Source organism: Deinococcus yavapaiensis KR-236 (assembly GCF_003217515.1).
Taxonomy (GTDB): Bacteria; Deinococcota; Deinococci; order Deinococcales; family Deinococcaceae; genus Deinococcus_A; species Deinococcus_A yavapaiensis.
Genome location: NZ_QJSX01000011.1, coordinates 94,509 through 117,078, shown reverse-complemented (window position 1 = coordinate 117,078; position 22,570 = coordinate 94,509). Strand labels below are relative to the sequence as shown.

General features: G+C 66.1%; 16 protein-coding genes. 8 read left to right on the top strand and 8 right to left on the bottom strand.

Features of this window, described 5'->3' with window-relative positions; all coding sequences use genetic code 11:
- Positions 1-2: 2 nt before the first annotated feature.
- Together DES52_RS14350 and DES52_RS14345 are read right to left on the bottom strand one after the other, a co-directional pair.
- Positions 3-1,115: an alpha/beta hydrolase gene (locus DES52_RS14350; RefSeq protein ID WP_110887511.1), complete on the bottom strand. Its 1,113-nt coding sequence runs from the start codon at positions 1,113-1,115 to the stop codon at positions 3-5.
- A gap of 47 nt (positions 1,116-1,162) precedes the next feature.
- Complete coding sequence (locus DES52_RS14345) at positions 1,163-1,609, bottom strand: Lrp/AsnC family transcriptional regulator (protein WP_110887510.1); 447 nt, start codon at positions 1,607-1,609, stop codon at positions 1,163-1,165.
- 208 nt (positions 1,610-1,817) lie between these two features.
- Here DES52_RS14345 and DES52_RS14340 point away from each other — a divergent pair, with 208 nt between their 5' ends.
- Both DES52_RS14340 and DES52_RS14335 read left to right on the top strand, forming a co-directional pair.
- Entirely contained in the window at positions 1,818-3,233 is a 1,416-nt protein-coding gene (locus DES52_RS14340; RefSeq protein WP_110887509.1) for a KamA family radical SAM protein, read from the top strand.
- Positions 3,234-3,311: 78 nt separating this feature from the next.
- Entirely contained in the window at positions 3,312-4,673 is a 1,362-nt protein-coding gene (locus DES52_RS14335) for an acetyl ornithine aminotransferase family protein (protein ID WP_110887508.1), read from the top strand.
- Positions 4,674-4,737: 64 nt separating this feature from the next.
- On the opposite strand, the gene DES52_RS14330 is transcribed toward DES52_RS14335, so the two are convergent.
- A complete protein-coding gene (locus DES52_RS14330; RefSeq protein ID WP_110887507.1) occupies positions 4,738-4,926 on the bottom strand; it encodes a hypothetical protein in 189 nt (62 codons plus the stop codon).
- Between the two features lie 219 nt (positions 4,927-5,145).
- On the opposite strand from DES52_RS14330, the gene DES52_RS14325 reads away from it, so the two are divergent.
- The 4 genes from DES52_RS14325 to DES52_RS14310 all read left to right on the top strand — a co-directional run bounded on the left by DES52_RS14325 (position 5,146) and on the right by DES52_RS14310 (position 12,478).
- A complete protein-coding gene (locus DES52_RS14325) occupies positions 5,146-8,985 on the top strand; it encodes an ExeM/NucH family extracellular endonuclease (RefSeq protein WP_110887506.1) in 3,840 nt (1,279 codons plus the stop codon).
- A 161-nt stretch (positions 8,986-9,146) separates the two neighbouring features.
- Positions 9,147-10,529 carry an NCS2 family permease gene (locus DES52_RS14320; RefSeq protein ID WP_110887505.1) on the top strand — a complete coding sequence of 461 codons (1,383 nt, stop codon included), beginning with the start codon at positions 9,147-9,149 and terminating at the stop codon, positions 10,527-10,529.
- A 104-nt stretch (positions 10,530-10,633) separates the two neighbouring features.
- A complete protein-coding gene (locus tag DES52_RS14315; RefSeq protein WP_170131062.1) occupies positions 10,634-11,773 on the top strand; it encodes a PucR family transcriptional regulator in 1,140 nt (379 codons plus the stop codon).
- A gap of 18 nt (positions 11,774-11,791) precedes the next feature.
- Entirely contained in the window at positions 11,792-12,478 is a 687-nt protein-coding gene (locus tag DES52_RS14310) for an SDR family oxidoreductase (RefSeq protein WP_110887504.1), read from the top strand.
- Here the strand turns inward: DES52_RS14310 and DES52_RS14305 are convergent.
- The 4 genes from DES52_RS14305 to recD2 all read right to left on the bottom strand — a co-directional run bounded on the left by DES52_RS14305 (position 12,456) and on the right by recD2 (position 17,632).
- On the bottom strand, positions 12,456-13,997 hold the full coding sequence (locus DES52_RS14305; protein WP_110887503.1) for a GMC family oxidoreductase: 1,542 nt from the start codon (positions 13,995-13,997) through the stop codon (positions 12,456-12,458). The genes DES52_RS14310 and DES52_RS14305 overlap by 23 nt on opposite strands.
- Before the next feature lie 27 nt (positions 13,998-14,024).
- Positions 14,025-14,210, bottom strand: a complete 186-nt coding sequence (locus tag DES52_RS22595) for a hypothetical protein (RefSeq protein ID WP_146237301.1) — start codon at positions 14,208-14,210, stop codon at positions 14,025-14,027.
- 131 nt (positions 14,211-14,341) lie between these two features.
- Positions 14,342-15,454 (bottom strand): CARDB domain-containing protein, encoded by a 1,113-nt coding sequence (locus DES52_RS14295; protein ID WP_110887501.1) that lies wholly within the window; start codon positions 15,452-15,454, stop codon positions 14,342-14,344.
- A gap of 99 nt (positions 15,455-15,553) precedes the next feature.
- A complete protein-coding gene (gene recD2 / locus DES52_RS14290) occupies positions 15,554-17,632 on the bottom strand; it encodes an SF1B family DNA helicase RecD2 (protein ID WP_110887500.1) in 2,079 nt (692 codons plus the stop codon).
- A 252-nt stretch (positions 17,633-17,884) separates the two neighbouring features.
- Between recD2 and DES52_RS14285 the strand changes: the two genes are divergently transcribed.
- Together DES52_RS14285 and DES52_RS14280 are read left to right on the top strand one after the other, a co-directional pair.
- Positions 17,885-19,084 carry an exonuclease SbcCD subunit D gene (locus DES52_RS14285; protein ID WP_110887499.1) on the top strand — a complete coding sequence of 400 codons (1,200 nt, stop codon included), beginning with the start codon at positions 17,885-17,887 and terminating at the stop codon, positions 19,082-19,084.
- Positions 19,081-21,834 carry an AAA family ATPase gene (locus tag DES52_RS14280; protein ID WP_110887498.1) on the top strand — a complete coding sequence of 918 codons (2,754 nt, stop codon included), beginning with the start codon at positions 19,081-19,083 and terminating at the stop codon, positions 21,832-21,834. Before DES52_RS14285 ends, DES52_RS14280 begins: the two co-directional genes overlap by 4 nt.
- 81 nt (positions 21,835-21,915) lie before the next feature.
- On the opposite strand, the gene DES52_RS14275 is transcribed toward DES52_RS14280, so the two are convergent.
- Complete coding sequence (locus tag DES52_RS14275; protein ID WP_245901011.1) at positions 21,916-22,464, bottom strand: hypothetical protein; 549 nt, start codon at positions 22,462-22,464, stop codon at positions 21,916-21,918.
- Between the last annotated feature and the right edge of the window lie 106 nt (positions 22,465-22,570).

The window sequence follows — 22,570 nt, the reverse complement described above, 5'->3', positions numbered from 1 at the left end:
CCTTACACTTGTCGCGACGCCTCCACGAACCAGCGCAGCATGTCCGGAAAGCGAGCCGCCCACGCGGCCTCGTCGTGCCAGTGTCCCTCGCCGATCACGAGCCGCGTTTGCTTCGTACGCCCGGACAGCAGGTGAGCGAGAACGCGCGTTCCACGCACGACGTTCGCCGCGTCGTCCACGTCCGCCCCCTCGTGGTCGCCCGTGTCGACGTACACGCGCGTCTCGGAAGCGGACGAGCGCGCCACGAAGTCGAAGAGCTCGAAGTCGCCGACCCACAAGCTCGGCGAGAACGCCCCGACGAAGCCGTACACGTCCGATCTCGTCAAGCCTCCGTACAAGCTGACGAGGCCTCCGAACGACGAGCCCGCGACGCCCGTCGACGCTCGGCCCGCGAGCGTGCGGTACACCGCGTCGATGTGCTCTTTGAGCGTTTCCGCCAGGAATGCCACGTACTCGTCCGCTCTCGGCGCGAAGTCGTTCACGCGCGACTTGAACGGCGTGTAGACGTGACTGCGTTCCGCGCCGACCGCGACCGCGACGACGATCGCCTCGATGCCTTCGCGCGCGAGCGTTTCGGCCGTTTCGTCGACGCGCCACTCCTGGCCCATGAACGACGTCGCCTCGTCGAAGCAGTTGTGGCCGTCGTGCATGTACAGCACCGGGTAACGCCGAGTGCCCGACGCGTACGACGGCGGTAAATACACTTGCACGTCCCGGCTCATGCCGAGTTCCGGCGAGGACAGCGTGAACGAGTCGACGTGGCCGGACACCGTGGAAGGCTTGCCGTCCTTCTTCGCGTCTTGCCAGCCGTGGACGTCGATGCTCAGCGTCGCGTCGCCCGTCACGACGAGGCGATGCGGCGGCGAGCGATGCCCGAACGCGTCGCCTTCCTCGGTGTCGCCGCGTCCGCGCGTCACCTTGCACGCCAAGAGTTGCCCCATCGGCACGTCCTGCTCCAGCACGAGGCGGTCGCCTCGACGTTCGAATCGCCAGCCCTCGAGACGCGGATGCCAATTCAGCATGTTCGTGCGCAACCAGAACTCGGCGTCGTTCGGCGTGCCGTCGGGCAGGGACGAGAGGACGAAGGTGACGCGGGCGGTGTCGAGAAACGTCATGACGGCAGCTTACCCGCAGGCGCCCTCGCCGCCCTGCGTCCTTCGGCCTACTTCACGGGCAGAAGCATCTTTCCTGGAAGCGGGGTGGACAAGATGATGCTCGTCGAACACGTGAAGCCCATCGTGATGAGCTCGCCGAGCAAGGCTTCGAGGGCGTGCACGTCGGGCAAGGCGACCTTGAGCAGACACGAGTTGCCGCCCGTGACCGAATGGCATTCCAGCACGCCGTCGCGCGTCTTGGCCCATTTGACGAGTTGAGGATCGCGCTGACCGGAGTCTTGAACGCCGATGAAGGCCGTGATGCTGCGTCCGAGCGGTTCGGGCGCGACGCGCGCGCCGTACCCGAGAATCACGCCCGCGTCCTCGAGGCGCCGCACGCGTTCCGTGACGGCGGGCGCCGACAACCCGACGCGGCGGCCAAGTTCGCGCATGGAAAGGCGAGCGTCCTGCTGCACCTCGTTGAGGATGCGAATGTCCGTGGAATCGAGCTTCATCACCCCATCTTATCAAACGTAAAGTCGCGGGCTCACGCTTGTCAGATGGGCGGGGTCATCGTCCTCACTTTGCCTTCACTTCCTCATTCCCTCGGACAGGGGCCGTCTCCTACACTGAAATCAAACGACCGTTCGAACCGCGGCGTGGAACCGCCACGTCGACGTACCTTCTTGCCCACGGTTTTCGTTTGCCGAAAGGAGACAGCTCATGCCTCTACATCCCCAAGCGACCGCGAGTGCCCACCACATGCTTCCCAGAAATCATCGCGCCGCCCCCTGGAAGGACGTGCCCGACGAACTCTGGTACGACTGGAAGTGGCAACTCAAGAACCGCATCAACTCTCTGGAGGAGCTCGAGCAGATTCTCGAGCTCACCGAGTCCGAGCGCATCGGGATTTCCGCCAAGGACATCTTCCGCCTCGACATCACGCCGTACTTCGCGTCCCTCATGGACAAGCAAGACCCGACGTGCCCCGTCCGGCGCCAAGTCATCCCGACGCACCACGAGCTCGAACCCTTCCACTCCATGATGGAAGACTCGCTCGCCGAGGATCGCCACTCGCCCGTTCCCGGCCTCGTGCACCGCTACCCGGACCGCGTCCTGATGCTCGTCACCACCCAGTGCGCGTCGTACTGCCGCTACTGCACGCGGTCGCGCATCGTCGGCGATCCCGCCGAGACGTTCAAGCCCGACGAGTACAAGCTGCAACTCGATTACCTGCGCAAGTCGCCGCAAGTGCGAGACGTCTTGTTGTCGGGAGGCGACCCGCTCACCCTCGCGCCGAAAGTCCTCTCGGGTCTGCTGTCGGAGCTGCGCAAGATCGAGCACATCGAGATCATTCGCATCGGGACGCGCGTGCCCGTCTTCATGCCGATGCGCGTCACCCAAGAGCTTTGCGACGTCCTTTCGGAGCATCACCCTCTTTGGATGAACATCCACATCAACCACCCCAAGGAGATCACGCCCGAAGTCGCCGAGGCGTGCGATCGACTCACGCGCGCGGGCGTGCCGCTCGGAAACCAGGCGGTGCTGTTGCGGGGCGTCAACGACCACGCCGTCATCATGCAAAAACTCATGCGCGAACTCGTCAAGATTCGCGTGCGGCCTTATTACATCTACCAGTGCGACCTCGTGCACGGCGCGGGCCACCTTCGCACGACCGTCTCCAAGGGCTTGGAGATCATGGAGAGCTTGCGCGGTCACACCAGCGGCTACTCCATTCCGACGTACGTCGTGGACGCGCCGGGCGGCGGCGGCAAGATTCCCGTCATGCCGAACTACGTGCTCGCGCAAAGCCACGACAAGCTCATCTTGCGCAACTTCGAAGGGTACATCGCCGCGTACTCCGAGCCGACGGACTACACCGGTCCCGACATGGTCGTGCCGAGCGAGTGGGAACGCAAGGAGCCCGGCCAGTCGGGCGTGTACGGCCTCATGCGCGGCGAGCGCATCTCCATCGAACCCAAGGAATTCAGCGAGTCCAGGCACCGCCCCGGCGCCATCCAGCACCGCCTCAACGCCCGAGAGGACAAGTGGCAGGCGTTCGGCGTCGGCGACTCCGGTCCCGCCACGGACACCGCGCCCGACGGCATGGTGCAAGAGCCCGTGACGAGCGGCGACTGACGAATCCGACCTTCCGCCCGGGCGGGTGACGAATCCGCCCGAACGACGTCCCGCCGGACGCCACCTCAAGGAGCTTCCATGACCATCGCCACCCCCGTTCGCCGTCCCGTCCTGAAAACGCCCCTGCCCGGCCCGAAGGCCGCCGAGATCCTCGCGCGTGACAAGACGCACTTGTCGACGTCGTACATGCGTCCGTTCGCGTTCGTGCCCGATCATGGCGAAGGCGCGTGGCTGACCGACGTGGACGGCAACACCATGCTCGACTTCATGGCGGGCATCGCCGTGAGCACGACCGGATACAACCATCCGCACGTCACGAAGGCCATCGCCGAGCAGGCGGGCAAGTTCATGCACGTGTGCCTCACGGACTTTCCGCAGGCGGTCACGACCGATCTCGCCGAGCGGCTCGTTCGTCACGTCGAGCGCCCCGGCGAGAAGTGGCGGGTATTCTTCGGCAACTCGGGCGCCGAGGCGGTCGAGGCGGCCGTGAAGCTCGCGCGGCACCACACGGGCCGCTCGCACATCATCTCGACGCTGGGCTCCTTTCACGGCCGCACGTACGGCGCGCTGACGCTCACGGGCTCCAAGACGAAGTACCGTCGAGGCTTCGGACCCTTGATGCCGAACGTGTCGCACATTCCCTACCCGAACCCGTTTCGTCCCGCCCTCGGCGCCACGCCTGAAACGGTGGGCGACGCGGTGCTGTCGTACCTCGAAGACACCTTGTTCAAGACCGTGATTCCGGCCGACGAGGTCGCCGCCATCATCATCGAGCCGTTGCAAGGCGAAGGCGGATACATCGTGCCGCCCGCCGACTTCCTGCCGAAGTTGCGCGCGCTCGCCGATCGCCACGGCATCCTCTTGATCTTCGACGAGGTGCAAGCCGGGATGGGCCGCAGCGGGAAGTTCTTGAGCTACCAGCACTTCGACGTGCAGCCCGACATCATCACGATGGCCAAGGGCCTCGCGTCGGGCATGCCGATCTCGGCCATGCTCGCCAAGGAAAGCGTCATGACGTGGACGCCCGGCACGCACGGCTCGACGTTCGGCGGCAATCCGGTTGCGGCGGCGGCGGCCATGGCGACCCTCGACCTGCTCGACGGAACCGTGAAGCATCCCGGCTGCGGCGAGAACCTCATGGAGAACGCCCGCGTGGTCGGCGACTTCCTGATGGACGAGTTCTGGAAGTTGCGCGCCGAGTTTCCGTTCATCGGAGACGTGCGCGGCAAGGGCTTGTTCATCGGCGTGGAATTCGTGGACGCGGCGGGCGGCCCGAATCCGAAGTTGCGCGACGCCGCCTCCCAAGCGATGTTCGAGCGGGGTTTGCTGAACCTCGATTGCGGCGAAAGCGCTTGGCGCCTCAGCCCGCCGCTGATTCTCACGAAGGACGAGGCGGCCGTCGGCTTGGACATCGTGCGAGACGCTCTGCGGTCCCTCTGATCGAGCCGAGCGGCGGACAAGTGAAGGGGACGGCCGTAAGCCGTCCCCTTCGTCTCGCGTTCTCTCAGGGTGTCGGGCCGCTCGGCGGGTCGCGGCGCTTCGTGGAGTTCACGCCCAAGATGATGCCGAGGCCGAGCAGGACGACGGAACCGATTAGAACGTACGACTGCGGCCACCCGAAGGTGTTTCCCGCGATGAACAAGGCGACGATCAGGACAATGATGCCGATCATGTAGATGCCGAACGATGACATACGCTCCTCCTCTTGTGATGGCAGTGTATGAGGAACCTGGACACGAGTGAATTGCGCGAGTCTTACGGCTTTCTCTGGAGGAGCGTCAGAAATGAAGAGCGAGGCAACTCGGCCAAAAGCTCTTAATCTATGGACGAAACCTGAATCTCTCCTGAAGTTCACATGACGAACGTTCGCTTCTCTTGATAGGCTTACGACCGCGCAGTTCAAAGGAGCCTAATGAAACGAACGTCGTTGCTTTCCGCCGCCCTGCTTATCACGGCCTGTTCGCAAAACGCTCAACTTCCCCCGGACGTTCAAGGCCACGCGTCCGTTCGCGTTCTCGCCTTGCCCGCCGAAGTCAAGAGCGTCACGCTCGACGTGGTCGGCAGCGGTGGTGACGCGGCGAACGTGACGCGTTCCATTGACCTCACCCTCGCCAACGGAACGGCCACGGCCACCGTCGACGGACTTCCGAAAGGCAACTACACCTTCACGGCGCGCGCCTTCGACGGCACGGACGCCGACAAGGTCGTGCTGTACAAAGCCAGCAAAACCGTCGCCGTGACGTCGAACGCCGGCGTCGACTTGCGCCTCAACCGCGTCACGAGCGCCCTCACGGTCAACGCCACGGGCGTCATCGCCAAGAGCAACGTCGTCGTGGCGAAGGTGGCAGGCCAAGAAGCGCGCCTCGTCGTGAACGGCACGACCGCCACGGGCACGGTGCAGGGTATTCCGACGAGCCGTGCGCTCAACGTCCTCGTGGAAGGCCGCGAGCTCGAAGCGAACCTCGCCCTGCGCCAGCAGGGAAGCGCGACTGCCCGCCTGTCCGAAGCGGACGGCTCGGTGAGCGTCGCTCTCACCGACGTGACCGCCGTCGCGCCCGCCACGCCGACGCTGACGCTCGACAAGACGGAAGTCCTCAGCGGCGGCAGCGTGAAGCTCACGGTGAACGCCGCGCAATCCGGCGCAACCGACACCTTGAGCAAGATCACCGTCGCCTGGGGCGACGGCACGACGACCTTTCGCAACGTGAGCGGCGCGTCCGCCACCGAGTCGTTCGACAAGACCTACACCGGCGAAGGCCCGCAGACCATCACCGTCACCGTCGACAACACGGCGAACCTCTCCAACACGGCGAGCACCTCGGTGCGCGTCATCGGAACGGCCGACGTGCCCGTCACGGTCGACATCGGCGCGGAACTCGTGTCCGTGCCCTTCACCATCTCCGGCGTTCCGGCGGGAACCGAGCGCGTTCAAGCGGTCATCACCGCGCCCTTGGGCGCTCAGCGTGTTCGTCCTCAAGCGCTGCAAGGCCAGTACGTCGTCGAACTCGTTCCGCGTGGCGGCGGCGTGTGGGGCGCGACCCTCAGCTTGCCGCGCGGCTTCGAGTACACCCTCGTCACCAAGGCGACCACCGGGGCGACCACCGTCGAAAGCACGTCCTCGACGTTCGCGACGCCCGCGAGCGGTGACGTCGCGGTCAGCAAGACGTTCGAACCGCGCGCGAGCGCCGACGCGTGCCCCACGCCCACCGCGACCCTGCGCACCATTCCCGCCGTTCAAGGCAGCGCCGCCGCCAGCTCCTTCGTCGGTCAAGTCGTGACGATTCGAGGCGTGGTGACCGCCGATCAGCAGTACACCTTCGACGGAAGCACCCGAACGAACGGCATCGGCGGATTCTACGTGCAAGACGCGAGCGGCGACGCCGACAGCAGCACGAGCGACGCGATCTTCGTCTTCACCGGTAACACCCGGCAAAACGTCCAAGTCGGGGACTTCGTGCAAGTGACGGGCTCGGTCGCCGAATTCGGAACGGCGCCGAACACCCTCACGCAACTGACGGGAATCACGGCCGTCGCCAAGTGCAGTTCGACCGTGAGCATCGACGCGACCACGATCACCGCGCCCTTCAACTCGCTGGAGCGCTACGAGGGCATGCTCGTGCGTATTCCGCAGACGTTGACGATCACGGAGACGTTTCAACTCGGGCAGTTCGGCGAGATGTCTCTTTCGGCCACGGGCCGTCAATTCAACCCGACCAACTTCGCCGATACCCGCGCCAATCAGGCGGCGGTCACGGCCGACCTGCTCGCGAACCGCATCAAGATCGACGACGCGAACGCCAATTCCAACCCCAACCCCGTTCCTTATATCGACCGCTCGAGCGCCCAGAAGCTTCGCCGAATCGGCGACACGGTCAACAACCTGACGGGCGTGTTGTACTTCGGCAACGGGTCGTTCAAAGTGCAACCGACCGTCGCCCCGACGTTCGTCAACACCAACCCGAGAACGAACGCGCCTGAAAGCGTGCTCGGAAACGGCGATTCGGCGAAGCTTCTCAAGATCGCCGGCGCCAACGTCCTCAACTACTTCAACGAACTCAACCCCACTTACAACAGCGCGCTGCGCGGAGCGAACAACGAAATCGAGTTCAACCGCCAGAAGACGAAGATCGTCTTGGGCCTCAAGGCCCTCGACGCGGACGTCGTGACGCTGATGGAGATGCAGAACAACGGTGACTTGGCGCTCAACGACCTCGTCTCCGCGCTCAACGCCGCGTACGGCCGCACCGAGTACGCCGCCGTGCAAACGGGCAAGATCGGCACGGACGCCATCAAGGTCGCCGTGATCTACAAGCCGGGCCGTGTGAACCTCGTCTCGTTCGCGGTCGACAACAACAGCGTGTTCAGCCGTCCCCCGATCGCCGCCACCTTCCAAGACAAGGTCACGAGCGGAACGTTCACCGTCATCGCCAACCACTTCAAGAGCAAAGGTTGCGGAAGCGCGACGGGCCTCAACGCGGACCTGAGCGACGGCCAAGGCTGCTGGAACCAGCTTCGCAAGGAGCAAGCGACGGCCCTGCTCGACTTCGTCACTCAAATCAAGACCAACACCAAGGATAACGACGTCCTCGTCATGGGCGACTTGAACTCCTACGGTGCCGAGGATCCCATCAACGTCCTCACGAGCGGCGGCTTCGAGAGCCTGAACTTGCGCGTTCCCGCCGAGAAGCGCTACTCGTACGTGTTCGACGGTTTCAGCGGATACCTCGACCACGCCCTCTCGACCGCCAGCCTCAGCAGTCAAGTCACCGGCATCACCGAGTGGCACGCGAACAGCGACGAACCGACCGTCTTCGATTACCAAGTCGAGTTCCGCAACACGCCCGGCTGCGTCGTCGACTTGCCGACGACCAGCAACAAGTGCCTCGGCGAAGATCCCTTCGACGGCAGCATTGCCAACCGCTACAGCGATCACGACTCCGTGCTTGTCGGCTTGAACCTCACCGCTGATCAAGCGCCCGCTCCGGCCGCGCCGACGTTCAACTTGAACGACGCTCCGAGCACCGTGCAGTCCGGTCAGACGTACACGGCGACGCTCAACGCCAGCAGCATCACCTTGGCAAACGGCGCGACCATCTCGAAGCTCGAGGCGGACACCGGAGCGGGGTATCAAATCGTCGAAGCTTCGAACGGCGTCTACACCATCACGAAGGCGAACGTCACGGCCAACTTCACGCTGAAGGTCAAGGTGACGGACAGCAACAGCCAAGCGACCGAGCAGACGAAGGCCGTGACCGTCAACGCGCCGAGCACGGGCGCCAGCTACGTGCTGATCAGCCAAGTGCGTACCGCTGGCGCGACGGCTTCCGACGAGTTCGTCGAGTTGTACAACCCGACCTCCGCGAGCGTGGATTTGACGGGATGCAGCCTCGTGTACCGTTCCGCCGCGGGTACGAGTGACGTCACCCTCGTGAGTAACATCAACCGAAGCATCGGCGCCAACAAGTTTCTGCTGTTCGGCGGCGCCGGGTATGTTCCCAACGGCGTGGCCGCTGACCTCGCCTTCACGGCGGGCTTGTCTGGGACAGGTGGCGGCGTCGCCTTGAAGTGCAACTCTCTCGTTGTCGACTCGCTTGGCTTCGGAACGGCCACGAACGCGTTCGTCGAAGGAACGGCCGCTCCTGCCCCTACGACTGCGGAGAGCTTGCTGCGCACCCCCATCGACAAGGACACGAACAACAACAGCGTCGACTTCGTCAAAGTGACTCCGGCGCCGCGTAACTCGAGCAACTAACCCTTTCTCTTCAAAGCGCCCCGCGAGGGGCGCTTTTTTTGTGTCGTCATTAAGTATCCCTCAAGGACGGCGTGGTACTCTTGCGGAGGTTTCGTCGCGTGAGGCGAGGCCAGGTCATTCCCCCACGGCTCGCCGCGTGAGGCGGGCGGAACAGGAAGCACATGCAAAATACTCAAAGCTCGCCGATCGGTGGGTGGCTCGAGCAGTACTTCGGTATTCGCTCCAGCGGCTCGACGATTCCCCGCGAAGTCCGCGCCGGCGTCACGACGTTCCTCACGATGAGCTACATCCTCTTCGTGAACCCGTCGACACTCGGGCCGGCCATCAACGTCCCGAACGCCTTCGTGCAGTTGCTCGTCACGACGGCGATCGCGGCCGCGTTCGGTTCGCTCATGATGGGCCTCGTCGCGCGTTACCCCTTCGCGCAGGCGCCCGGCATGGGCCTCAACGCCTACTTCGCCTTCAGCGTCGTCCTCGGTCAGAAGATTCCGTGGCAGACGGCGCTCGGAGCGGTGTTCATTTCCGGTTTGCTGTTCGTGATCCTCTCGGCGCTCGGCGCTCGTCAGGCCGTCGTGAAAGCCATTCCATCGGCCTTGAAGTTCGCCGTGACGGCGGGCATCGGGGCCTTCCTCGCCTTCATCGGCTTGAAGAACGCCGGCATCATCGTTGCCAATCCCGCGACGTTCGTCGCGCTCGGCGACTTGCGCTCGGCGCCTGCTCTCGTCGCCATCTTGGGCCTCATCGTGACGGCCGTGCTCTTGTCGCGCGGCGTCGTCGGCGCGATCCTGATCGGCATCGCCGCGAGCTCCGTCCTCGCGATCATCACGCGCGCGCCCGTCTACGCGGGCGGAGCGAACGGCGCGTTGCAGCCCTTCCAAGGCTTCGGCAACGGCATCGTCGCCGCGCCCATCTGGCCGCACGACCTCGTCGGGGCCCTCGACATCGGCGGCGCGCTCGGCTTGGGCCTCTTGTCGGTCGTGTTCACGTTCTTCTTCGTCGACTTCTTCGACGCGACGGGCACCTTGACGGGCCTGGCGAACAAAGCGGGCTTCATGACGCCCGAAGGTGACATGCCGCGCGCGCGACGCACGTTCATTTCCGACGGTCTCGCGGCGATGTTCGGCGCGTTCATGGGAACGTCCACCACGACCGCGTACATCGAAAGCGCCAGCGGCATCGAGGAAGGCGGTCGGACGGGCTTGACCGCCGTCGTCGTGGGCCTGCTGTTCCTGCTCGCCATCTTCTTGTGGCCGCTCGCCGGAGCGGTGCCCGCCGCGGCGACCGCGCCCGCCCTCGTCCTCGTGGGCGCCATGATGCTTTCGAGTCTCGCGCGCATCGAGTGGGACGATTACGCCACGACCATCCCCGTGTTTCTCACGGTGATTTCCATGCCGCTGACCTTCTCGATCGCCAACGGCGTGAGCTTCGGCGTGCTGAGCTACGTCGCCATCAAGGCCCTCAACGGCCAGGCGAAGCAAGTGCATCCGCTGCTGTACTTCGTCGCGGCCTTGCTGCTCGTGCGATTCATCTGGCTCGAAGGCTGATTCCCTCGCAGTCGTTCGACGTTAAAGGGAAGCTCAAGACTTCACGTCCTCCTCGGCACGCGAGGAGGACGCGCCCCTTTGCACAATGAGGCGAGGTCACAAAATTGCACCCTCCCAGTCCCCCGTTCGAACGCATCGCCCGCGAAATCAGCCGACGCGCCGCCGAACTGCTGTCGGCACCCACGACCGTCCTCGACGCGCAAGGCGGCGTCGTCGCCTCGAGTGACGACGCGTCGTCGACCGTCGCGCACGAATCGACGCTGCGCGTGCCCTTCCGCGTCGCCGATCGCCACGGTCACGTCGTGGTCGGCGAGGGAACCGGAGAGGAAATCATCTCGCCTCGCCTCGCACGCTCGGTCGTGGAACTGCTCGTGAATCAGGCGCGCGCGCGCGAAGACTTTCCGCACGGCCCCGAACTCAAGGACAAGTTGCTGCACGACTTGCTGCTCGGCGAAGCTGTCAGCGAGGACAGCTCGACCGCTCGCGCCCGTCTGCTCGGCATGGACCTCGCGCCGCCACGGGCGGTGCTTCTCGTGGACGCGGCCGAGTTCATCCTCGGCTCGAACGGGGAGGACGACGCGCGATCGCGCCGCCGCGCCGACCTCGTCATCGGAAGCGTGGCAGGCTTCTTCCGCTTGCCGCTCGACACGATCTGCACGTATCTCGGACGCGGCGAAGTCGCCGTTCTCAAAGCGTCCGATTCACGCAACCTGGAAACGTGGGCGGAAGACGACGAGGCGCGCACGCCTTCATGGTCGAACCTCGCCGCGCTCAAACGCGCGGCGACGCAACTGCTGGAGCAACTGCAAGTAGACACGGGACGTCACGTCACCATCGGGCTCGGACGCTATCACCGCGGCCTGCGCGGCTTGGCACGCTCGCATCAAGACGCGCAGGCCGCCTTGTCGCTGGGGCGGCGACTGCACGGCGACGGACGGGTGTACAGCCTCGACGCGCTCGGCGTCGCCGCGTTTCTCGGCGTGCCCGACGAGCGCATCAAGCTCGACCTCGCCCGCCACCTACTGACGCCGCTCGACGCGGAAGCCGAACTGCTGTTCACGCTCGACGTCTTCTTTCAGCACGATTGCCATCCCTTGCCGACCGCGAAGGCCCTCGGCATCCACCGCAACACGCTCTCGTACCGCCTCGACAAGACGCAACTGCTCACGGGCCTCGATCCGCGTCACTTCGATCACGCCGTGCAGATTCGCCTCGCGATGCTCCTGCGCGACTTCGCGCGCTGAGAACGTTATCCTGCCCGCATGACTTCACGACCCACGGCGCTCGTCACGGGCGCGACGGGCGGCATCGGACTCGAACTCGCCCGCTCGCTCGCCTCGACGCACGACCTCGTCCTCACGGGACGCAGCGATCAAAAGCTGGCCGCGTTACGCGCCGAGTTTCCGAATGCCCGCGTGCTCGCCCTCGACCTCTCTCGGCCCGCCGACCTCGCCGCGAACCTCCCGCCCTTCGAAGCGCTCGACGTCCTGATTCACAACGCGGGCGTCGCCGAACTCGGCACGGTCGCAGAGACGCCCGCCGACGTGTGGGACGAGACGATGCGCGTGAACGTCCTCGCGCCCGCCGAACTCACCCGCCTGCTTCTCCAGGCGCTTCGCGCGGCGCGCGGTCACGTCGTCTTCGTGAATTCCGGAGCGGGCCTCAATGCCTCGCCCGGTTGGGGACCGTACGCGGCCAGCAAGTTCGCCCTCAAAGCCCTCGCGGACGCCTTGCGCGGCGAGGAGTCGAGTCGGGGCGTGCGCGTCACGACCGTGTATCCGGGCCGGACGGCCACGGACATGCAGCGCCACGTTCGCCAACAGGAAGGCGGCGCGTATCAACCTGACGTTTACATCCGGCCGAGCAGCGTCGCCCGCACGATCCTCGCCGTGCTCTCCACGCCCCGCGACGCTTTGCTGACCGACGTCACGGTGCGTCCCTCAGAATGAACTCCGCGCCGCGCTGACCGATCATCATGGCCGCCGCGTTCGTGTTCACGCGCGGAATCACCGGAATCACGGACGCGTCCGCCACCCACAATCCCTGCAATTCGTGCACGGCGAGGCGAGGCGACACCACGGCGTCCGCGCGGACGCCCAGAGCGCACGTTCCCACCGGGTGGTACAGCGTCTGCGCTTCCGCTCGGACGTGCGCTTCGAGGTTGGGATGCGCGGGCAGGACTTCCTCACTACGAAATCCCTTGAGAGGCTGCGACCGAGAAATCTCACGTCCCACGGCCAGACCGCGCACGAGGGCGTCGAGGTCCTCCTCGGCGCTGAGGTAATTCGGATCGATGACGGGTGGACGCGTCGGGTCGTTCGTCTCCAACGTCACTTCGCCCCGTGACTTCGGCGTCACGAGAACCGGCCCGAGCGAGAAGAAGTCGCCACGCTCGCGCGTGAAGCCGTGGTTGCGGAAGTACGCGGGACCGAACAGAAACTGCACGTCGGGAAGCGCGAGGTCAGGCGTCGACCGGATGAATCCGCCCGCCTCGGCGATATTCGACGCGAGCGGCCCTTCACGCGTTCGAAGGTAGCGCGCCGCGGCGCGCAAGGTAAGCGCCGTCGAGTCGAGGGTCGCCACGCGCGCCGAGAAGATCAGCGGGGCCGCCAAGTGATCTTGCAAGTTGCGCCCTACGCTCGGCGCGTCGAGGACCACGTCGATTCCGACGCGCTCCAAGTTCTCGCGCGGCCCCACGCCCGACAGCATCAGCAAGTGCGGCGAGTGCACGGCGCCCGCCGCGAGGACCACGCCGCCCGCCCGAAGAGTTCGCGTCTTGCCGCCGCTTCGAATCGTCACGCCGACGGCGCGCTTGCCTTCGAAGTCGACGCGCAACACCGTCACGTTGGTTTTCACCGTGAGCTTGGGGTGCGGCACGAGCGGCGCGAGAAACGCCCGCCACGCGCTCACGCGCTCGCCGTTTCGGTGGTTGCACTCCAGCAAGCCGAAGCCTTCGATGGCTCCGTCGTTGAACGACCGACGCGTTTCGAAGCCCGCGCTTCTCGCCGCCTCCACGAACGCGTACGACAGCGGATGCGTGAACGCCCGCGCTCCCACGGGCAACTCTCCGTCGCCGCCGCGCGTGGCGCTTTCACCGCCGTCGAACGTTTCGATCACTTTGAAGGCGGGCAGGACGTCCGTCCACGACCAACCTTCGCCCCACGCGCCGAAGTCTTCTTGCGGCGGGCGAATCCAAATCGTCGCGTTGATGCTGCTCGACCCACCCAACACCCGGCCGCGCGGCCAAAAGAGGCGGCGGTCGTCGAGGTGCCGCTGAGGCTGCGTTTCCAGCGCCCAATCGAAGCGCGTGCGAAACGTTCGCGAGAACGCCGCCGGAGCGGTGACGCGCAAATCGCGGTCGTGCCCGCCCGCTTCGAGCAGCAGCACGCTCGCGCCCGCGTCCACGAGGCGGCGCGTCAGGACACATCCCGCCGAACCCGCCCCGACGACGATGAAATCGAATGTCATTGGGGCAAGTATACGGCGCGCCGCGCGTCACTTCGATTCGTTCTGGATCTTCTCTCGCGCCGAGTCCGGCTCGCTCTCCAAGGCGTTGCCGCTCGCGCCCGTACCGCCTTGACTCGTTTCGGGATGCGCCTCGCCCGGCCGGACTTTGGTGAGGCCCGATCCTTCGCCGTGTCCGGTCGTCGCCTCGTCCGTCGTCTTCGTCTCGTCGCTCATGCGGTCAGTGTGGCCGTGACTCTGCCCCGCGAGGTGACAAGAGCGTGAAGAAGGCGTGCGGTACAAGTCGCCTTCCTCGCTTTCGGCGAGCGAGGAGGTGCGGCGAACGCACCTCCTCGCTTGGACGTCGATTATTTGCCCGCCGAGCACAACCCTGCGGGGACGCTCACGGTGACCACGCCGTAGGCGTTGTTCGCGGTGTTCGACTCCTCGATCCAGCCTCCCGCGTTCACGGCGACGGCGAAGCGGTGCCGACCGGGCATGAAGGTCGGGTCGGACGCCAGGTAGTAGATCGGGAAGCGAACGACGGTGCTTTCACCGGGCGCGAGGCCGGGCACGTTCGCGCCGTTGCCCCACCCGTTGCCCGACGCGTGCAGGGCGCTCACCATTCCGACGTCCGAGGACGGCACCGAGCTCGCGGCCGTCCCGATGTTTTTCACCTCCGCCTTGACGTACAGAATCGGGGCGTACGGCCGGCACGTCGAGGCGACGTCGATGCTGGCTGCCGTCACGACGAGATCGGGTCGCCCTGATGGTGCGGACGTGGTACGCAGGTCGACGCCTCGCTCGTCGCCGTTGCGAATCGCCATGCGCGATCCGGGCGCGGCGAGACCCGTGAAGGTTTCCGTGCCGTCGTTGTACGCGTACACTCGCAACTTCACGGTCGTGTCCGCCGGCAAAGTGTTCGCGGGAATGGTGAGCGCGCGAGCGGCGCCCGCCGCCTCGAAGGTCTTGCCGGCGCCGCACCCCGCTCCGCATGACCACGTCGCGGCGACCGTGAAGCGGTCCGGGGACGTCGCGGAATTCCAGCGGACGGTGATGGGCGCGCCGACGTTCAAAGGGCCGCTCGTCGGCGCGGCGAGCGTCGGGCGCTCGGGCACGGTGTCGAACGCGGTGATTTCCCCTTCCGGCACGACGACGCGCAGTCTCAACGCGCTGCCGACGGGCGTGGTCGAGGCGAGATTTCCGAAGAAACCGGGAAAGCCCGAGGTCGAGAGGCCGAGCGGCATCTCGTTCACGAAGACGTGCGTCGCCGTCCCTCCGCCGTCGCGGCTCACCACGACGTTTTGGGCTTGCGCACTCATGTCCTGCCCGGCGACGAGGTAGCTCGCCGACCGCGCTTCGGCCCCACCGACCAGCAAACCTCCGGCCAGCAAAACCGCCGCCATCAAGAGCGCGTGGCTCGTCGAACGCCCACCCTCGTACTTCGCCGCCGTCGTCGTTCCTCGTTCGTTCGTGTTCATGTCCTACCCCCTTCGACCATCAAGGTAGGAAAGGAGGCTTGAACGACCCATGAACGCTCGCGGCGAACTGTTCAGGCCCGACGATCGGCGCGGTTGGACTCAGCCACGGATTCGTTCGAGCAGGTACGTGTGCCGCACTTCTCGCTGTCTCGTCGCGGCGATCGTCCAAGCGCGACTCGATCCGACGGCGACGAAGTTTTCGCGGGCGCGCGTGAGGGCGGTGTAGGCGAGGTTGCGAGACAGCATGTTCGCGTGCGACTCGTGCAGCGCGCACAAGACGGTGCGCCACTCGGAGCCTTGCGCTCGGTGCACGGTGAGGGCGTAGCCGAGCTGAAGGTTCCACAATTCCGCGCCCGCGAGTTCCACCACGTTGCCCTCGAAGTCCACCTGCACCTTGCCGCCGCCTTCTCTCAAGACGATGCCGAGGGTGCCGTTGAAGACTTCGTTTTGGTAATCGTTCTTCGTCTGGACGACGAGGTCGCCCGCGCGCACCTCGAAGTCCCCGATGCGCGTTCCACCGCTGCCGGGATTGAAGGTCGCCTGAAGCGACGAGTTGAGGAGTTCCACGCCGAGCGGCCCCTTGCGCATGGGGGAGAGGACTTGAACGCTCATCGGCCCGCCGAGATCGCGCACGAGTCCCGCGACGCGACGAGCCGCGCCGTCCGGGTCGAGCTCCACGAGGCGGAGATCTTTGTGCGTGAAGGTCGGCGCCTGGCCGTGCAGCAAGCCGTGCGCGGCGGACACGATGGGGCTTTCCTGCGCTTGTCGGTACACGCGTGACAGACGCACGGTCGGCGCCGTCTCGGCGAGGGCGATGAGAGGCAAGCCCGCGTCGACGGGCGGAAGCTGATCCGCGTCGCCGACCAGCAAGACCCGCGTGCCCGGCCCGAGGGCGTTCAGCAGCGCGAGCAGCAGGGCGTCGCCGCACATCGACACCTCGTCGACGATCACGAGGTCGTACAGCAACGGCTCCATGTGCCCGAAGCGGAAGCCGTCGGGACCGAAGGCGAGCAGACGGTGAATGGTGCTCGCGGAGCGGCCCGTGACTTCCCCGAGGCGCCGCGCCGCCTTGCCCGTCGGAGCGCACAGGGCGACGTCGAGCCCGAGCTTCTCGGCGAGGTCGGCAACTTTGCGGGTCGTCGTGCTCTTGCCCGTGCCGGGACCGCCCGTGAGGACGACGAGGCGGTGGTCTTGCAGCAAGTGCAACACCTTCGCCTGCTCGTCGCTCAGTCCCTTGGCGTCCTCCTTGCGCACCGTCCACTCGTCGCTCGGCGGCGTGGCGAGCAGCGTACGAACGACGCTCGCGAGCTTCTTCTCGGCGCGCAGGACGTGCGGAAGGTAGACGCGGCCGTCGTCGTCGACGACCCGCCCGAGTTCCACGGCGCTTTCCAACGCGAGTTGCGCTTGCGCGGCGGACACGCGCGTGTAGTGCGACAAGCCCTTCAAAGCGCGTTCCTTGGGCAGATAGGTGTGTCCGCCCGTCTGCTGCGCTTGCTGCAGGGCGTACACGCTCGCCGCGACGAGACGCCTGGGATCGTCGTCGTCGATGCCGAGCCCCACGGCGAGCTTGTCGGCGGTGAGAAACCCGATGCCCTCGACTTCTGTGAGGGCGTAGATGTCTTGCCGCAACGCGTCGAGGGCCGCGCCGCCGAAGTGCTTCAAGGCCCGCTGCGCTTGGGAGATCGACAAGCCGAGGCCTTGCAGACCGGCGAGCAGTTTGCGCTCGCCGCCCGCGTCCTCCCAACTCTGCACGATCTTGTGCAGCGTCGACTCGGTCACGCCCGGCACTTGCAGGAGACGCTTGGGCTCCTCGGAAATGATCTCGAAGGTGGCCGTGCCGAAAGTCTTGGCGATTCGGCCCGCCAAGACCTTGCCGACTCCCTTCACGCGCGCCTCCAAGTACGCGGCGACGCCTTCCTCGCTGAGCTGCACGGGCGTGTCGTCGAGGATCATGCTCGCCACGCGGTATTGATAGCCGTAGTCCTTGTGCTCTTCCAAGGTCACCTCGGCTTGGAAGGTATCGCCTGCCTCGAGCGGGGGAACGCTACCGACGAGGGTCGCGTCCTCGTCGCGCCCCTGCTCGTTCTCGATGGAGGCAGAAAAGATCGCGAAGCCGCTTTCCGCGCGAAAGCGAACTTTGTTGACTTGACCGCGCACTTTCAGGACTTCGACCGTCACGACTTTAGAGAATAACAGAATGGCTTTCGCGTCGTCTGTCAGAGTTTTGAGAGAAAGGCGCCTCTATACTGCCGCATGGACTTCTCCCTGGCTTTGGATGCTCTGGTGCTCCTCGTCCTCGTGTCGGCGGGTTTGTCGACGCGCCGTCCCAAGACGGAGAAGGTTCGCGTGCGCACGTCCCAACGGCGCTGAGCTCCAAGTTTGTTCACATCTTCGCCCTGCCTTCATTTCGGGTAGGGCATAATACTTTGGATGCGACTTCTTCACACGGCCGACTTTCACGCGGGGCGGGTGTTGCGCGGCGCGGACCGCACCCCCGAGATCCGCGACGCGCTTCAGGAGGTGACGGGACTCGCGCGCACCGAGAAGGTGGACGCGGTGCTCGTGGCGGGCGACTTGTTCGACACCGTCAACCCCGGCGCGGACGCCGAGCACGCCGTCTTCGAGTTTTTCTTGCGCCTCAAGGAGCTCGGCATTCCGAGCGTGGCGATCGCCGGAAACCACGACTCCGCCAACCGCCTCGCGAGCTTGGCAGGTTTGCTGGGTTGGGTGGGAACGCAACTCGTCGCGCGGCCCACGCCCAATCCGCGCGACCTCGTTCGAACTTTGACGGCGCGCGACGGAACCGAGCTCGTCGTGGGCGCCTTGCCGTACCTCCCCGAGCGCCGCATCGTGCAACTCGCCGACGTGATGGGCGCGGACGTCGGCGCGTGGCGTCAGAAGTACCGTTCCGGCATGGCGTTTTTCTTGGAGCAACTGGAAAAGTCGTTTCGGCCGAACGCCGTGAACACCTTGATGTTCCACGGCACGATGGACGGCGCGCGGCCTTCAGGCAGCGAGCGCGACTTCCAGTTCGACCTTTCCAACGCGTATACGGTGTCCGGTCAGAACGTGCCGCAAGCGGCGCAGTACGTGGCGCTCGGACACATCCACAAGCCGCAACAGCCGTCGGAGAGCGTGCCCGCGTACTACCCCGGCAGCCTCGTCCAACTCGACTTCGGTGAGGCGGGCGAGCAAAAGGGCGTGATGATCGTGGAAGTCGAGCCGGGCCGTCCCGCGCGTCCGCACTTTTTGGAGCTCTCCAGCGGCAAGCCGCTCAAGGTCGTGCGGGCGACGCCCGACAACTTGGAGGCCAAGCTCGCGCGCGTGCAAGACTTCCCCGGCCACCTCAAGGTCGTGGTAGACGTGCCGGGCGGCGCGCCGTTGCCGGGCCTCAAGGACCGCGTGCTTCGCCTCGCGCCGAACGCGCTCGCCGTGGAGGTCGACAAGGGCGACGCGGGAAGGGAGAGCGAGCGCGCCAAACGCGAAGGGCTTTCGCTGCCTCAACTGTTCGAGCGCTACTACCGCGAGCGCAAGGGCGTGGACTTGCCCGAGACGCTGCTGAGCGCGTTCGAGGAAGCGAATCGCGCCGTGGTCGACGAGCACGCCGACGTCGAGGCGGTGGGCACGTGAAGCCGCTGAAGCTCACGATGCAGAACTTCTTGAGCTACCAAGGCCATCACGAGATCGACTTCGACGGCTTGGAGCTCTTCGGGATCGTCGGTCCGACGGGCGGAGGCAAGAGCGCGCTTCTGGACGCGATGATGTACGCCTTGTACGGCTGCACGCCGCGCGTGAGCCGCATGGGGCAAGGATCGCTCGTGTTCGACAGCCGGGACGTGACGGGCATGGCGGTGAAGTTGGAGTTCGAGGTGGCGGGCCGACGCTACGCGGCCGCGCGTCGCTACGAGAAGCGCAGGTCGGGCGGCGCGACCGAAGCCCGCTTGGAAGAGTGGAACGGCGACCGCTTCGTGAGCCTCTCGGAAAACAGGACGGCCGACACGAACAAGGCCATCGAGAAGGTCGTGGGGCTCGATTTCGACTCGTTCACGCGCGCCGTCGTCTTGCCGCAAGGTCGCTTCGACGAGCTCCTCAAGAGCCCCGCGAGCAAGCGGCGGGAACTGCTCGGCTTTCTCGTGGGCCTCGACCACGTCGGACGCATGGCCGAGGTGGCGGGCAAGCGCAAGGGGCGTCTCGACGCGGAGCACCGAGCGACCCTCAACGTGCTCGACGAGGAGTACGCGGGCGTCACGTCCGACGCGGTGCAAGAATGGCGGCGGGACGCGGAGCGCGCCGAGGACGAGGCGGCGCGCCTCGAGGGGGTGCGCGCGCAACTCGCCGAGCGTCAGGCGGTCCTCTCCGAACTGGCGAACTTGCACGAGGAACGCCGAAAGGCGGCGGTCGACGCGCGGTCGCTCGAAGACGCACGGACGAGCGTCGAGGAGGGACTCGCCCGCGCGCGGCGCGCCCGCTCCGTGGCGAGCTTGCTGCCCCTGCTGGAATTGCGCGACGCGGCGGACACACGGCGCGCGTCCGCCGCGTCGGCGCTCGCGCAGCGAGAACGTGAACTCGCCGCCGCGCGAGCGGCCGTGGAGGAGGCGCGTGGCGTGCGCGAGGCGGCCGAACTCGCCTTACGGGACGTGCCCGCCTTGGAGGAGCGCTGGCAAGCGCTGCGGGAAGCCGAGGCGAAGCTCGCGACGTTGCGGCGCCATGGCGGCACGCCGTCGCTTTCGCATGCGCGCCCTAGGACGTGGGACGAGGACGCCCTCGTCGCCATGAAGGCGCAGGCGGCGAAGCTCGACGCGCTCGACGCCGAGGCGAAGCTCGTGGCGACCGAGGAGCGTGAACTCGCCGCGTTCGAGTTGCGCATGAAGCTGCGCGGCGAGAACCTCGCCGCGTTGGAGGTGAACCTCTCGAAGGTGACGGCGCTCGGCAAGGAGATCGGCGCGGCGTGCGAGGTGGCCGTGGCGGCGTTGGAAGACGCGCGCCGCCGAGCGGGCGCGCTTTCGCTGCGCGGGCACTTGCACGTCGGCGAGCCTTGCCCTTTGTGCGAGCAGACCGTGAAGGTCTTGCCGTCGTCGAGCGCGTCCGACGTCACCGCCTTGGAAGTCGAGGCCAAGCGGCTCACGGAGGAGCGGCAAAGTCTGCGCGAGAAGTTTGCCGAAACTCGAGCGCGCCTCACGGCGGAGAAGGACTCTCTGACGCGGGACCGCAGCGACTTCGAACGCCGCCGCGAGGACGTCGCGAAGCGTCGCGGTACCGTGGAAGCCGCTCGGACGATTCTCGACGCGAACGCGAAGGACGAGGTGACTCGTCTTCTCGCGGGGCTCGCGGCGCAACTTCGCGATCTCGGCGAGGACCCGTCGCGCGGAGCGCACGCGGTCAAGGCGGACATCGAGGGGCGGCGCAACCGCATGGAGAAAGCTCGGGGAGACGAAGCGCGCGCCGCCGCGAAGCTCGCGAGCGCCACGACCGCGCACGAGAACGCCGAGCGCGACGCGGCCGAGCGAGAAGAGGAGCGGGCGCGAACGTCGGCGGCCGTCGAAAGCGCGTTGTCCTCGCTGGGCTTTTCCGAAGCCGAGGCGCGCCGCGCGGCCTTGCCCGAAGTGCAGGTGCGGCGCCTGGAGGACGAACACCGCGTGTGGCAAGGGCGGCGCGAGCGGGTGGAGGGCGCCCTGGCCGAACTCGACGAAAAGCTGGCGGGACGAACCTTCGATCCCCAGGAGTACGAGCAGGTGAAGGCGGCGGCTCGCTCGACCGAGGCCGCGCTCGTGGCCGCCAGAAAAGAAGTGGGCGCGGCGAGCCAGCGCGCGCGCGACGGCGAGGTGAAGCTCGCGCGCAAGGCGGAGTTCGAACGCAAAGCCAAGGCCTTATCGCTCGAACTCGACACGTGGGCCGAACTCGCCACGGCGCTGCGGGCGAACGAGTTTCCGCAGTTCCTGCTCGCGGAGATCGAGGAGGAATTGCTGGAGCGGGCGGGCACGCTGCTGTCGCAGCTCACCGATGGACGGTACGAGCTGCGGTTGGAGAGCGGCGAGTACAGCGTGCAAGATGCTTGGAACGGCGGCGAGATCCGCTCGGTGAGGACGCTGTCGGGCGGCGAGACGTTCCTCGCGTCGCTGTCGCTCGCCGTCGCCCTCAGCGATTACTTGGCGGGCAACGCGATTCTCGGGGCGCTGTTTCTGGACGAGGGCTTCGGGACGCTCGATCCGCAGGTGCTGGACGCCGTGGCGAACATCATCGAGCAGCAGCAAACGGGTGGCCGTGTCGTCGGCATCATTACGCACGTCGAGAGCCTCTCGGAGCGACTTCCCGCCCGCATTCTCGTGAGCAAGAGTGTGACGGGAAGTCGCGCGATGCGCTTGGACGCCGCGCTGGCTTGACGGCGCTCGGGCAGGTGGGAGCGGCCGCGCCAAGCAAAGCGAGAGGGTGACCAATGTCACCCTCTCGTCGTCACCGCTCTCTTACTGGCCGAGGCGGGTCGAGATGTCTTGCAGCGATTGATTGTTTTGCCACGCTTGGCCTTGCGTGACGTATTGGCGGGCCGCGTCGCGGTTGCCGTTTTGCAGCGCGAGGTACGCGAGCTTGGCGGCTGCGAGGCTGGCGATGGCCTTTTCTTGATCCGTGAGTTCGCCGAGGCGCAGCCAGGCGTTGTACGCAGCGATCCACCACTGCGTCTTCGTGAGCAGTTGCGCGGCGTACGATTGGTAATCACGATTGCCCGGCTCGCTGGTGGCGGCGGAGACGGCGTCGTTCACGGCGGCCTTCCACAGGGTGCGGTCGTAGAAGGACACGGGATACGCGACTTCGGCTTGAACCGCTTGCTCTTGCGCGCGCTGGAACAATTGGGCGGCGCTGAGCGTCGGAGCGGCGGACGACTCGGTGTCCGTCGTTTCGGTCTCCGTCGACGGAGTGTCGGTCGACTGCGTCTCAGTGGACTGCGTGGAGTCCGTCTGAGCGAAGGCGTTCCCGGTCGCCGCAAGCATCAATGCAATCATGAGAATCTTTTTCATTGCACTTCGCATTGTAGAAACCGCCCGTAGTATCGTCTACCTGGGAAAAGACACCCGCCAGACTGCGTAAAGGTCTCATAAAGGAGAACGTCGTTTCATGAAAGTT

Excerpts from the sequence above, each read along its gene's own strand:
- DES52_RS14350 (WP_110887511.1), bottom strand. The coding sequence starts at position 1,115 with ATGACGTTTCTCGACACCGCCCGCGTCACCTTCGTCCTCTCGTCCCTG.
- DES52_RS14345 (WP_110887510.1), bottom strand. The coding sequence starts at position 1,609 with ATGAAGCTCGATTCCACGGACATTCGCATCCTCAACGAGGTGCAGCAG.
- DES52_RS14340 (WP_110887509.1), top strand. The coding sequence starts at position 1,818 with ATGCCTCTACATCCCCAAGCGACCGCGAGTGCCCACCACATGCTTCCC.
- DES52_RS14335 (WP_110887508.1), top strand. The coding sequence starts at position 3,312 with ATGACCATCGCCACCCCCGTTCGCCGTCCCGTCCTGAAAACGCCCCTG.
- DES52_RS14330 (WP_110887507.1), bottom strand. The coding sequence starts at position 4,926 with ATGTCATCGTTCGGCATCTACATGATCGGCATCATTGTCCTGATCGTC.
- DES52_RS14325 (WP_110887506.1), top strand. The coding sequence starts at position 5,146 with ATGAAACGAACGTCGTTGCTTTCCGCCGCCCTGCTTATCACGGCCTGT.
- DES52_RS14320 (WP_110887505.1), top strand. The coding sequence starts at position 9,147 with ATGCAAAATACTCAAAGCTCGCCGATCGGTGGGTGGCTCGAGCAGTAC.
- DES52_RS14310 (WP_110887504.1), top strand. The coding sequence starts at position 11,792 with ATGACTTCACGACCCACGGCGCTCGTCACGGGCGCGACGGGCGGCATC.
- DES52_RS14305 (WP_110887503.1), bottom strand. The coding sequence starts at position 13,997 with ATGACATTCGATTTCATCGTCGTCGGGGCGGGTTCGGCGGGATGTGTC.
- DES52_RS22595 (WP_146237301.1), bottom strand. The coding sequence starts at position 14,210 with ATGAGCGACGAGACGAAGACGACGGACGAGGCGACGACCGGACACGGC.
- DES52_RS14295 (WP_110887501.1), bottom strand. The coding sequence starts at position 15,454 with ATGAACACGAACGAACGAGGAACGACGACGGCGGCGAAGTACGAGGGT.
- DES52_RS14285 (WP_110887499.1), top strand. The coding sequence starts at position 17,885 with ATGCGACTTCTTCACACGGCCGACTTTCACGCGGGGCGGGTGTTGCGC.
- DES52_RS14275 (WP_245901011.1), bottom strand. The coding sequence starts at position 22,464 with ATGAAAAAGATTCTCATGATTGCATTGATGCTTGCGGCGACCGGGAAC.